Below are 11,513 nucleotides of genomic sequence, written 5' to 3' on the forward strand. Positions count from 1 at the left end.
AACTGCAGGATGGACTGCGCCAATACATTCACTACTACAATCATGACCGCATCAAGCTCAAACTAAAAGGGCTGAGTCCCGTGCAATACAGGACTCAGCCCTTTCCGGCCTAGCCATCAACCGTCCAACTTCTGGGGGTCAGTTCACAATAGCGGGCGTCTTTTCATAGCAGCGGGCGTACCCGTTTCTGCGTGGGCGGATTACTCCGGCTGGATGTTCGCCGACTTGATGATCCGGCCCCATTTGGCCGATTCCTGACCCTGGAACTTGGCCAGCTCGGCCGGCGTGCTCGTGAACACCTCGGTCCCGGTTGACTGATAGAACGTGGACGCGGTGTCGCTCTTCGCCGCCTTCACCAGCAGCTGGTTGAGCTTGGTCACCACCGCCGGTGGCGTGCCGGCCGGTGCGTAGGCCGCGAACCAGTAGCTCATCTCGTAGCCCTTCACCCCTGCCTCGTCGATGGTCGGCACGTCCGGCGCCAGCGGCGAGCGCGCCTTGCCCGACACGCCCAGCGCGCGCAGCTTGCCCGACTTCACCTGCGGCAGGCCGGTAGCGGTGTCCGTGATCATCATCTGGATCTGGTTGCCGAGCAGGTCGGTAATCGCCAGCGGATTACTCTTGTAGGGCACGTGCAGCAACTGCACGTGTGCCATCTGCTGGAACAGCTCGCCCGCGATGCGCGACGACGAACTGCCGCTGCCGAAGCTCAGCTTGCCCGGCTCCTTCTTGGCCAGCGCGATGAACTCGCCCACGGTCTTGGCCGGCACCTGCGGGTTCACCACCATGATCTGGCCGCCCCGGCCCAGCGCCGTCACAGGCGCGTAGTCCTTCACGGGGTCGTAGGGCAGCTTCTTGAACAGGTGCTCGTTGGCCGCGTGGGTGGTGTTGGTGGTGATCAGCACCGTGTAGCCGTCCGGGCTGGCCTTGGCGACGTCGCTGGCGGCGATGAAGCCGTTGGCGCCGGGCTTGTTGTCCACCACCACGGTGACCTTGCTGTCCACGGTAATGGCCTGGCCCACGGCGCGCGCGAGCTGGTCCGTGGCGCTGCCGGCCGCGAACGGCACGACGAAGCGGATCGGCTTGTCGGGGTATTCGGCCCAGGCGCTGCCGGCCGGCAGGGCCAGGCAGGCGAGCGCGACCAGGGTAAGCGGGCTGCGGAATCCGTACATCGTTGTCTCCTCGAYTTGTTGTAAGAGGTCGCTAAATCAGAAAAAGCGAAGAATCGATCAGGAAGTGCCGGCGGCAAGGCGCGGCGGCACGGGAATCGGCAGGCCCAGCAGCAGGAACGCGAGCGCCTTGCCGTGCGTGTCGAGATTGAGGGCGTCGTTGACGCCGCCGTCGAGCACGCCATCGATGACGAAATTCATCGCCTGGATGGACGGCACGACGTAGCGCTTCACCGCCGTGGGCTGGCGGTGGGCGAACAGGGCCCGCACGGCGTCTTCGGTCACATGGGTCACGAGGTGATCGAAGTCGCGCGCGTCGTAGGCGATGACGCTGATATTGGAGCGGTCGCCCTTGTCGCCGGTGCGGCCGTGGGCAAACTGGTAGAGCGGGGCGGTGGCGGCGGTGGTGGCAGTCATGGCGGTCTCCGGTCAGGCAACGAGGACGTGGGTGGGCGACACCGCATCGCGCGGCACCAGGCACGACATCGCATTGAGCCGCGCGCGCAGCGCGGTGCGCACGCCGCCGCCGCCGGCCGGGCCGCAGGTGTAGAGCGCGTTGACCTCGCGCAGCAGCGTCTGGGCCACCGCMTTGTCCTCGTGGGCGAGCGCGGCGCGCAGGCGCACATCCTGCGCGGCGGCCTCGCCCGGCTGGGGCGCCGCCAGCATGGCGCCGCCATCGTCGGCAAACACGCTCAGCACGCCAATCAGGTCGAAGCGAATCGGCACATCGTGGCCGAGGCCCTGCATCCGCTTGCGCAGGATGTCGGCCGCCAGCCGGGCGCGCGCCGCCGCGTTGGGCCCCGCATAGGAAATCTCGCCCTCCGCGAACCATCCGCCCTGATAGAACAGGTTGGCCTTGAGTTGCTCGGGCCGGGGGTGGCCGTGGATGTTGCGCACCGCCACGCGGTCCGGGCCGATCTGGGACACGGTCACGGCGCCGATGTCCGCCACAACGTCCGGGGTCAGGTAGGCGCTCGGATCGTGGACTTCGTACAGCAGCTGCTCCTTCACCGTGCGGAGGTCCACGCAGCCGCCAGTGTTGGCCGCCTTGAAGATCTCGATGCGGCCGTCGGCGTCGAGCTGGGCGATGGGGAAGCCCACCGCGTGCACGTCCGGCACATCCTTCATGCCCGGATCGGCAAAGTAGCCACCGCTGACCTGGGCGCCGCATTCGAGCAGGTGGCCGGCCATGGTGGCGGCGGCCAGGCGGTCCCAGTCGTCCCAGGCCCAGCCGAAGTGCGCCATGGCCGGCCCCACGGCCAGGGCGGGGTCGGCCACGCGGCCGCAGACCACGACCTGCGCGCCGTCGCGCAGGGCATCGGCAATGCCGCGCGCGCCGATATAGGCGTTGGCGCAGACGAAGCGCGCTTCCGGGAAGGACAGGCCCACGATGCCGCGCAGCACGGCGCGGCCGGCGTCGTGCGAGAGGTCGTCGCCCTCCACCACGGCCACGCGCGGTGCCGCGAGGCCAAGCTGCGCCGCCAGGGTGCCGATACGGCGCGCCGCCGCGCGCGGGTTGGCCGCKCCGAAGTTGCCGACGATGGGGATGCCGTTGGCCAGGCACAGGCCGAGCACGGGCGTCAGGAGTTGGTCGAGCAGCGGCTCGTAGCCATGCTCGGGATCGCTGCGCCGCGCAAGTTGCGCCAGCGCCAGCGTGCGCTCGGCCAGCGTCTCGAAAATCAGGGCCGCCGGGCCGCCGGCGGCGATCAGCGTGCGCACCACGGGCAAGGCGGCATCGGTACGGTCACCGGAGAAGCCGGCGCCGGAGCCGATCAGCAGGGGAGCAGTCATGGGCGTTCGCGGAAGAGGGGGGAAGGCGATCCGATTCTAGGCTTCGCCGCTCCCACCATCAAACAGATCATTTGGATTAATCTATCGGTTCTGTGGATAAATCCAGCCTGCCATGATCCCGAACCTGTCGGTCAAGCACCTGCGCGCCTTCGTGGCGCTGGCCACGCACCGCAATTTCACGCGCGCGGCGCAGGCGTGCCACCTCTCCCAGTCGGMCTTCAGCACGCTGGTGCAGACGCTGGAGGAGCAGGCCGGCAGCCGGCTGTTCGAGCGCACCACGCGCCATGTGGAGCTGAGCGCGGACGGCCGCCGCTTCGAGGAAGTGGCGCGCCGGCTGCTGGCCGACTTCGAGACGGCATTCGAGGACCTGCGCGACCACGCCGAGCGCCGCAAGGGCCGCGTGGCCATCGCCGCCCTGCCCTCGCTGGCGGGCGGCGACCTGCCGCCGCTGCTCGCGGACTTCCATCGCCGCTACCCCGGCATCTCGCTGGAGTTGCACGATCAACTGGCCGATGGCTGCATCGATCTCGTGCGGCGCGGGCAGGCGGACTTCGCGTTGGCCCCGGCGCCGGCCCAGGATGCCGACCTGCGCATCGAGCCGCTGGTCCACGACAACTTCCATCTGGTCTGCCCGGCAGACCATCCGCTCGCGGCAAAGCGGCGCATCGCGCCACAGGCGCTGGCCGGGCTGCCCTTCATCCAGCTCTCCCGCACAAGCAGCGTGCGCCAGCACCTGGATGCGGCGCTGCACCCGCTGCGGGTCAATGGCGTGATGGAGGTGGAGCACCTGGCCACCGTGGCGGCGCTGGTGGAGGCGGGGCTGGGGGTCTCGGTGGTGCCGGCGCTGGCGCTGTTCCAGTTCCGGCGCGAGGGGCTGGCGGTGCGGCCGTTGCAGATGCCGTCGCTGGTGCGCGACATCTGCCTGGTGCGGCTCAAGGAGCGGGGCGATTCGGCCGCCGCGGCGGCGATGATCGACTGCCTGCGTCAGAAGTGGCCGAGGTAGCCGCCATCGACGGCCAGCACCTGCCCGCTGACGTACGATGCCGCCGGTGAGGCGAGGAAGACCGCCGCGCCGGCCACTTCGTCCGGCTGGCCCCAGCGGCCCAGCGAGGTCCGGTTGCGCAGCCATTCGGCGACCGTGCCGTCCGCCACCATCGACTGGTTCGGCTCGGTGGCGAAGTAGCCGGGCGCGATGGCGTTGACGGTGATGCCGTGGCGGCCCAGATCGGCCGCCATGGCGCGCGTGAGGGCGTCCAGCCCGCCCTTGGTGGCCGGATAGAGCACGTCGTTGGCGCGCGCCACCTGCCCGGCGATCGACGAGACATTGACGATGCGCCCGTACTGCCCGCGCTGCATCAGTTGCGCAGCGTGGCGACACAGCGTGTAGGGCGCGACGAGATTGGTCTCGAGCATGGCGCGCAGGTCACCAGCGTCGAGATCGACCATGGAAGCGCGGTTGCGGGTGCCGGCGTTGTTGACCAGGATGTCGAGCCGGCCCGGCCGGGTGGCGAGCGCCGCGAAGGTGGCGGCGACGGCGGCTTCGTCGGTGATGTCGAGCGGCAGGGCTTCGGCGCTGCCGCCACTGGCCTGCAACTGCGCCACGGTGTCCGCCACGCGGTCGGCGCTGCGCGCGCAGACCAGCACGTGGGCGCCCGCGGCGGCCAGGCCGGCGGCAATCGCGCGGCCAAGGCCCTGCGCGCCGCCGGTGACCAGCGCGACGCGGCCATCGAGCGAAAAGGGGGACGGGGAGACTGCGGTGGAAATCGGCATGCGGCGACTATACCGCAGCGCAGCAGCCGGAAAAACACCCCGGCATGGCGCCGGGGGTTCCCTGATGCGTCAGCGAATCAGCTTGCCCGTCGACGAGACGATCGACATCTCGACGAACGACGAGCCGGTGTGGCGCGTGGCGCTGTAGCTGATCAGGATGCCGCCGAGGTCGTAGTCGCGCAGGCCTTCCAGCGCGGTCACGAGCTTCTCGCGCGTGGGCTCCGCGCCGGCGCGTCGCAGCCCTTCCACAAGCACCTTCGCCGACATGAAGCCTTCCATGCCCGCGTTGCTCGGCTCCACGTTCTGGGCCTTGGCCATGCTGCGGTACTCGCTGGCGATGCTCATCTGGCTGGAGTTCATGCCCGGCACCACCTGCGTGATGATGAGCCCGCGCCCGTCATCGCCCAGTTCCTTGATGAAGGAGTCGGCGGCGTTGTTGGAGAGCGTGACGAACTGCGCCTCGCTGCCGGCGCGCTTCAGTTCCTTGATGATGCGCGCGGCTTCCGAACCCGAGCCGATCACCATCACGGCCTGCGGATTGGCCTTGTGGACGTTGGCCACGCCCTGGCCGATATCGCCCATTGGCCGGTTGAACGAGGCCGCCGCCGCCGGCTGCACGCCGCGCGCCTGCAGCGCGGTGGTGAAGCCTTCGAACACGTCCTGCCCGAAGCCGTCGTTGGCGTAGAAGATGGCGATCCGGCTCATGCCGGAGGTGGCGAGGTGGTTGATGGCGCGGGCCACTTCGTCCTGGTACTTGGCGCGCACGTTGAACACATAGCGGTTGACCGGGCGATGCAGTGTGATGGCGCCGGTCAGCGGGGCCACCAGCGGCACCTTCTCCGCGCCGATGATCGGCAGGATGCTCTCGTTCTGCGGCGTACCGCGCACCATGAACAGCGCGAAGACCTTGTCCTCGGCAATCAGCTTGCGGACGTTGTCCGGGGTGCGCTTGGCGTCGAAGCCATCGTCGTAGGTCACCAGCTCGATGCGGCGCCCGGCCACGCCGCCGTTGGCGTTGACGGTCTTCAGGTAGACCTGCGCCCCGGCGATCTGCTCCTTGACCGAGCCGGCTACCGGGCCGGTCACGCCGGCCGACTGGCCGATGCGGATGGTGCCCTTGCTGATCCCCGGTTCCGCGTGCGCGGTGTGCACCGCCACGGGCGCGACAAACCCCAGCGTGGCGGCAAGCATGCCGCACGCAAAGCTCCTTGCGTTCATTGTGACCCCTCCAAAAGCTGCTGGCTGACTAGTAATTTTTTGCCGCTGCGGCGCGCGGCGCGCCCCGTGAGGACGGCCGTGCGATGCCCGCAACTTACCTCAACGGGGGTAAATGTTCAAACATCCAGATGGGGAGGGTCGGGAGGGGTGTTGCTGCGGCAGCACACCGTTTGCCTGTAAAGCTCCGGGTGGCGGCGCGGGTGTGGCCGCAGCGTGGCGCACGACAAGCCGTGCGCCGGGGCGCGCCACGGGGGCGCGCAGGCTAAGCGTTGCAATGCAGCGAAGCGTTCCGCAAAGGGCCCAGGAAGGGCTCAGGGGAACGCCGGCACTGCGGGGTCCATCCCGGCGAAGCGGGCTTCCGGATGGGCGCGCTGGAGCAGCATCTCGATTTCCTCGATGCGGCCACGCGGCACGTCCACCATCAGCAGCAGCTTGCCGTCCTCGATGTCCTTCTCGAAGGCGCGCAGCCGGCTGTTGGGGGCCGAACTGCCGATCATGCTCGAGGCCCAGGCCCCGAACACCGCGCCCAGCACGGCCAGCACGCCGACCAGGCCCCACTGCGGCGTGTCGCTGACGATAGGGAACATCGCCACCACCACACCGGCCACGATCCCCACGCCACCGCCCACCATCAGCCCCATCTCGGCGGCGTGGACGATGTCGGAGGTCTGGAACAGGTTCGCCTCATGCAATCCGGTCATGTCTGACCCATCGCGCGCCACGAAATGGATGTGGCTATTCTCGATGCGGGCCAGCAGCAAGTCGTCCATGGTGCGGCGGGCGCTTGGCAGGTCGGGCAACAACCAGAAGATGCGTTTGCGCATGGCTAGTCTCCTCTTCAGGCTCAGGCCGCCCCGGCTTGGGTATCCGTCGGTGCGGGACGGGATAGGTTCGTTCTACTCCGTTCGCAGACCGGTTGCAAGGCGCGCTGCGGCACGCTCCGTGGTGACGCGYGCTTGAAACATCGCGCATGCGCGCCGCGCGTCACCTCGCGCTATCTGCCTGCGTCAGAATGTGATCGGCAGGCGCAGCGTGACAGTCAGGTCCGGCGTGTCGCGGGTCAGGCCGGCACCCACCGACAGGTTCAGCGTGTAGCGTGGGCTGAAGCGGTACGAGTAGCCCACCAGCAGCGTGCCCTGCGTGATGCGCACCGAGCCCGGAATGGTCTGCCCGTTCTGCTTGGTCGGCCAGATGATGCTCTGGTCATAGCCGATACTGAACGAAGCATGCTCGTTCAGCGAAAGGCCCATGCCGAAGTTGAACTGGAAGATGTCCCCCGGGGCGATCTTGCCCAGCGACTCGGTCTGGCCGTTCAGCACGGTGCGGCTGACGTTGTCCCGCGCGAAGTTGTGCAGGTAGCTGAAGGTGCCGAAGAACACCGCCGGATCGGTCGGCAGCAGCCAGGTCACGCCCGGCTGGATCGCCTGGAAGCCGGTACCCGTCGGCATGCCCAGCGGCAGGCCGGTGCCGGTGGTATTGCTGACGCAGCGCGTCACGCAATCGGTCACCACTTCGAACGGATCTTTCCCGGTATTCGACTTGTAGCGGAGCCAGCCGATGAAGTACGGCATCTTCTCGTTGCCGTAGTTGAGCTGGTAGCGCAGCGTCGCCTCCACGTCGCCCAGGCCGTTGCCGCTGGAGTTGAACACGTTGTCGAACGCGCTGCCGGTGAAGACTTCCCGGCTCACGGTCTGCGACTTCGCGCTGACGTAGGGGACCTTGGCTTCGATCTCGAGCCGCTTGGTCAGGCCGTAGCGGAACGCCACCGCGCTGAGGTAGGTGGTGGTCTTCACCTCGCGCACATCGATCAGGCCGATCAGCACGGCCGGGATCACCGTGTAGCCGACCAGCGCCACGCGGTTGTTCGACGAATAGCCGTACTGGAAGCTCGGTTCCACCACCAGGCTGCCCTGGGCCGTCAGCACGCCAGGCTGGTCGAAGATCGGGGCGATCTCGGGCGGACGGCCGTCCGACACCGGCGCGCGGCCCACCGGCTCCTCGGCGCCGGCGAGGGACTCGCCCTGCTGGGCGCCCTGCGCCACGTTGTCTGGCGGGGCCTGGTTCTGCGGATCGCCCGGACCGGCAGGCTGCTGCTGGGCCTGCTGCTGCATGCCCTGCTGCACCGTGTTGTTGATCTGGGTGGCGCTGCTGCCGGCGGCCGCAGCAGCCGAGTTGGTGGACACATCGGCGCCGGTACGCTGGCCGCCGCGCTTGCGCGCGAGGGAGTCGGGGCTGATGGTATTGCGCAGCTCGCGGATGGTGGCTTCCTGCTCCGCCAGCGCGCGCTTCATGGCTTCGAGCTGCCGKGACTGTTCGGTCAGTTCCTTCTGCAGCGTCTCCAGCCGGGCGGCGGCCGGTGGCCCCGCGTCCGGCGGTGTCTGGGCGTGGCTCATGCCGCCCAGCAACAGCATCGTCGAGCAGCCGGCAAAACGGATGCCCTGCAGCGAACGCTTCTTCATGACGTCTTCCTCCCCCGGGGACGGCGGGCTGTCTCGCAGGAGCCCGCAACCTGTACCGCTTGTCCGCGTATTCGCGACTTACCTCATGCTGGCTGTCCTTTGGATGACACTGTTCAGCGCAGTATTTGCCATCTGCGTGCGGAACGCCGCCAGCGTGTTCACGCTGGCGTTGATTGTCATCAGGCTCTGGATGCTCTGGTTGTTAAGCGTATTCTGGATCACCGTGCTCGGCATGTTCGCCATCGCACCAACGTTGGCCGTATTGCCTGCGCCGTTCTGCACGACGTTCGACAGGCCATTGGTGGTCACCGTGCCGGTGGCCGTGGCCACGGCCTGCGAGGCCATGCCCGCCGCGCCCTGCGCCGTGGCATTGGCACCCTGCGCGGCTGCGTTGGCCGCTGCCTGGGCCGTGCCTGCCGCGCCCTGGGCGCTGGCGGCCGCGCCATTGGCCGTGGCGGTGGCCGACTGCCCCGCCGCGCCCGCCGCACCCTGTGCATTGGCGGCCGCGGCATTGGCGGCTGCCACGGCGCCGGTGGCGGCGTTGTTGGCGTTGGCTACGGCAGCCGCCACGCCGCCCAGCGTGGCTTGCAGCTGCTGCGCCTGCGCCGCCGTGATGCGGCTTACATCGGGAATGTTGATGCTGGTGGCCACGGCCAGCGCGCCGTTGACGAAGACCGCGCGGTCGATGCCGAAGCTGACCTGCAGGCCGGCCACGTCAAACCCGCCACGCTGTTTGTCGAGCCGCGCCTGCGCCACCGGTTTCCATTTGGCCATGCCGCCGCGTGCATCGGTCACCGGCGCGTCGGGGTCGCGCGTGGCAACGGTCATGGCCTTTGCCAGCGGATCCTCGGCTGCGCGGTGCTTCGCCGTGGGGGCCCTGGCCACCGGTCCCTCGGACGCAGGCGCTTGGGCAACAGGGACAACGGGGTTAACGGAAGGTGCCGCCACGCGTTCAACGGGCGGCGGCACGGGGATATCGGCGGCCAGCTCCACTTGCGTGGGCATCGCTGGCAGATCGATGGCATGGGACACGGCCACGGCCGGGAGTTCCGGCGCTGCGGGCACGGTAGGGACGTCGGCGGTCGCGCTCAGCGCGATGTCGATTGCCGTATCGGGCATGGGCGCACCCATGTCGGCGTAGGCATTGCCGGCGCAGGCCAGACCCGCGCCCAGCAGGGCCATCGCCGCCGCACTGCCGGCTCTGCGCCGGAGTGCGGGTGAAGCGGTTGTCAGGACCATGACTGCTCCTCGACTCAGAAATCGTTCACGCCATGCTTGGGCATGACGGTGAAATACAGGCTGTCGCGGTTGATCCCCGAAGAGTAGGGGCCCGAGGGCGCGACGCGCCAGTCGGACACCAGATTGAAGCGCGCGTTTTCTGTGCGGTTGTGGATCACGAACAGCAGCTGGCTGTCCCAGATCCGCTCGAAATGCTCCCGCTCCAGCGCGCGCGTGCCACGTGCCGGATCACCGATCAGCACGCGGTTGCCCTTCACGCCCTTCACCACGACGAAGTGGTGATAGCCGTTCTCGACGATCAGCACGATCGCCGGTACCTGCGTTTCCTCCAGCTTGGAGAGCGGCAGTTCGTAGCCATCGGCCAGKAACCCGCGCGACTCCAGAAAGCGCTTCATGTCGAGCAGCGAGAACCCTTCGGCCCGAATCTTGGCCTGGTCGCCGTTGACGTACATGTTGGCAAAGACCACCTGCTCCGTGACCGGGTAGCCGTATTGGTAGGTCAGCAGCGTCGCGATGGCGGCCGAGCCGCAACTGAAGTCGAACTGCTGGCGGATGGTGGTGCGATACCGGGCCTCGCGGAGGCTGGTGACCGGCACGTAGTAGTTCTTGCCGCCGTCGGCGGGCACGTTGATGTAGTCGGCGCGGGCAGCGGAGAAGCTCCCCAGCGTCGCCGCCACGGTAGCGGCGGCCAGCAACAGGCGGCGCATGATCATTTGAACTGGACGTTGAGGATGGTCGCGTTCTGGATCAGCACGTTATTGCCCGAATTCTGGATCACGGTGGGCAAGCCCGCCGCGTTCGAGAACGCGCCATCGGAAACGATGTTGCTGCCAGACAGCGTGTTGATGGCGGCGTTGTCCGCCACGGTGCCGTGCAGGCGCATGTCGTTGACGACGAGTTCGGAGCCGCCGCGTACGCCGTCCAGCTTGTCGCTGCCAACCGCGCGTGCCGTGGTGCCGAACAGATTGTTCCTGGGTGCCGCGTCCGGCTTGACCGCCGTGACGCTTGCCGCTGCGCCGGCCACCGCGGTGGCTGCGCCCGATTCACTGCTGGCCACCGCCACGGCCGATGCCTCGGCGGTCGGTGGTCCTGCTACAGCCTGGGCGAACGGCCAGGCCAGGAGAGCTGTCGTGACTGCCATGACAGCGGAGCGATGCGAACACATGGTGCGTCTCCCTCTTGTTCCGACCTCGCGGCTCCCATCCGGGCCACGGTATCGGACCTCCCAGGCACCTCGACAGACAAGCATCCCGGCCCTTGCAGGCGCCGGGATACCCGTCATCTCGAATGCCAACCGTGCAAGCCTCCGGCCGAAGCCGGAGGACTCACTCGGACTTAGCGACCGGCATTCACGTTCGCCTGGACGTTGACGCTTTGCTGCACCAGCGACGCCATGCCGCTGTTCTGGCTGGCGATCATGACGCCTGCGGCGGATTGCCCGACGCTGGTCATGGTGTTGGACATGTTGAAGGCGCCAGCATCGACGACGTTGTAGCCGCCGTTGCCGCCAGCGCCGCCCACTGCACCGTTGCCGGTACCGCCCGCGCCGCCATTGCCCACGCCACCGGCGCCGCCTGCACCGCCCGTGCCCGATGCGGCACCCACAGCGCCGTTGCCGGCCGTGGCGCTACCGTTCGAGGCCGACGATGTGGCGCTGCCATTGGCCGCCGCGCCGCCCGTGCCGCCGTTGCCGGCAGTGCTGGTTTGCGCGCCGCCTGCGCCGCCCGAGGCCGTTGCCGCGCMAGCCGTGGCCGTTGCCGCACCGCCCGTGCCTGCGCCGCCGGCGCCGCCCGAGCCCGTGGCCGTGCCGCCCACTGCCGTCGAGGTGCCCGTGCCGCCGGCCGCGCCTGCGCCGCCCGTGCCCGAACCC

12 protein-coding genes and 1 pseudogene are annotated in these 11,513 nt (G+C 68.6%); 2 read left to right on the top strand and 11 right to left on the bottom strand.

Annotated features, from left to right (window positions below; translation table 11 throughout):
- On the top strand, positions 1-113 hold a 113-nt coding region (locus AC1EJR_RS26930), incomplete at its 5' end, for an IS3 family transposase (protein ID WP_284454490.1).
- 87 nt (positions 114-200) lie between these two features.
- Here the strand turns inward: AC1EJR_RS26930 and AC1EJR_RS26935 are convergent.
- Genes AC1EJR_RS26935 through AC1EJR_RS26945 form a run of 3 tightly spaced genes read right to left on the bottom strand, consistent with a single transcriptional unit; the run spans position 201 to position 2,957 of the window.
- Positions 201-1,169 (bottom strand): Bug family tripartite tricarboxylate transporter substrate binding protein, encoded by a 969-nt coding sequence (locus AC1EJR_RS26935; protein ID WP_441593784.1) that lies wholly within the window; start codon positions 1,167-1,169, stop codon positions 201-203.
- Between the two features lie 57 nt (positions 1,170-1,226).
- Positions 1,227-1,583, bottom strand: a complete 357-nt coding sequence (locus tag AC1EJR_RS26940) for an AtuA-related protein (protein WP_092294287.1) — start codon at positions 1,581-1,583, stop codon at positions 1,227-1,229.
- A 12-nt stretch (positions 1,584-1,595) separates the two neighbouring features.
- Positions 1,596-2,957 (bottom strand): acyclic terpene utilization AtuA family protein, encoded by a 1,362-nt coding sequence (locus AC1EJR_RS26945; protein WP_477147838.1) that lies wholly within the window; start codon positions 2,955-2,957, stop codon positions 1,596-1,598.
- Positions 2,958-3,069: 112 nt separating this feature from the next.
- On the opposite strand from AC1EJR_RS26945, the gene AC1EJR_RS26950 reads away from it, so the two are divergent.
- The gene (locus AC1EJR_RS26950; protein ID WP_477147839.1) at positions 3,070-3,960 is read left to right on the top strand and encodes a LysR substrate-binding domain-containing protein; all 891 of its coding nucleotides are present in this window, start codon (positions 3,070-3,072) and stop codon (positions 3,958-3,960) included.
- Here AC1EJR_RS26950 and AC1EJR_RS26955 read toward each other — a convergent pair.
- From AC1EJR_RS26955 to AC1EJR_RS26990, 8 genes and pseudogenes are all read right to left on the bottom strand, one after another.
- Positions 3,942-4,727, bottom strand: coding sequence for an SDR family oxidoreductase (locus AC1EJR_RS26955; RefSeq protein WP_092294281.1), 786 nt, complete (start codon positions 4,725-4,727; stop codon positions 3,942-3,944). The two genes, AC1EJR_RS26950 and AC1EJR_RS26955, sit on opposite strands and share 19 nt — an antisense overlap.
- Positions 4,728-4,796: 69 nt before the next feature.
- A complete protein-coding gene (locus AC1EJR_RS26960; RefSeq protein ID WP_441593789.1) occupies positions 4,797-5,945 on the bottom strand; it encodes an ABC transporter substrate-binding protein in 1,149 nt (382 codons plus the stop codon).
- Positions 5,946-6,256: 311 nt separating this feature from the next.
- Positions 6,257-6,769 carry a DUF1269 domain-containing protein gene (locus AC1EJR_RS26965; protein WP_441644634.1) on the bottom strand — a complete coding sequence of 171 codons (513 nt, stop codon included), beginning with the start codon at positions 6,767-6,769 and terminating at the stop codon, positions 6,257-6,259.
- 183 nt (positions 6,770-6,952) lie between these two features.
- Positions 6,953-8,404 carry an acetate kinase gene (locus tag AC1EJR_RS26970; protein WP_092294275.1) on the bottom strand — a complete coding sequence of 484 codons (1,452 nt, stop codon included), beginning with the start codon at positions 8,402-8,404 and terminating at the stop codon, positions 6,953-6,955.
- A 78-nt stretch (positions 8,405-8,482) separates the two neighbouring features.
- A complete protein-coding gene (locus AC1EJR_RS26975; protein ID WP_477113100.1) occupies positions 8,483-9,643 on the bottom strand; it encodes a hypothetical protein in 1,161 nt (386 codons plus the stop codon).
- Between the two features lie 14 nt (positions 9,644-9,657).
- Complete coding sequence (locus AC1EJR_RS26980) at positions 9,658-10,356, bottom strand: C39 family peptidase (RefSeq protein WP_477147840.1); 699 nt, start codon at positions 10,354-10,356, stop codon at positions 9,658-9,660.
- Positions 10,353-10,808 (bottom strand): hypothetical protein, encoded by a 456-nt coding sequence (locus tag AC1EJR_RS26985; RefSeq protein WP_092294269.1) that lies wholly within the window; start codon positions 10,806-10,808, stop codon positions 10,353-10,355. The genes AC1EJR_RS26980 and AC1EJR_RS26985 overlap by 4 nt, the downstream gene beginning before the upstream one ends.
- Positions 10,809-10,978: 170 nt before the next feature.
- A pseudogene (locus AC1EJR_RS26990) lies at positions 10,979-11,513 on the bottom strand (hypothetical protein); the annotation flags it as partial.

The sequence above is a fragment of the Cupriavidus sp. 05T42 genome (assembly GCF_056396345.1).

Excerpts from the sequence above, each read along its gene's own strand:
- AC1EJR_RS26935 (WP_441593784.1), bottom strand. The coding sequence starts at position 1,169 with ATGTACGGATTCCGCAGCCCGCTTACCCTGGTCGCGCTCGCCTGCCTG.
- AC1EJR_RS26940 (WP_092294287.1), bottom strand. The coding sequence starts at position 1,583 with ATGACTGCCACCACCGCCGCCACCGCCCCGCTCTACCAGTTTGCCCAC.
- AC1EJR_RS26955 (WP_092294281.1), bottom strand. The coding sequence starts at position 4,727 with ATGCCGATTTCCACCGCAGTCTCCCCGTCCCCCTTTTCGCTCGATGGC.
- AC1EJR_RS26960 (WP_441593789.1), bottom strand. The coding sequence starts at position 5,945 with ATGAACGCAAGGAGCTTTGCGTGCGGCATGCTTGCCGCCACGCTGGGG.
- AC1EJR_RS26965 (WP_441644634.1), bottom strand. The coding sequence starts at position 6,769 with ATGCGCAAACGCATCTTCTGGTTGTTGCCCGACCTGCCAAGCGCCCGC.
- AC1EJR_RS26975 (WP_477113100.1), bottom strand. The coding sequence starts at position 9,643 with ATGGTCCTGACAACCGCTTCACCCGCACTCCGGCGCAGAGCCGGCAGT.
- AC1EJR_RS26985 (WP_092294269.1), bottom strand. The coding sequence starts at position 10,808 with ATGTGTTCGCATCGCTCCGCTGTCATGGCAGTCACGACAGCTCTCCTG.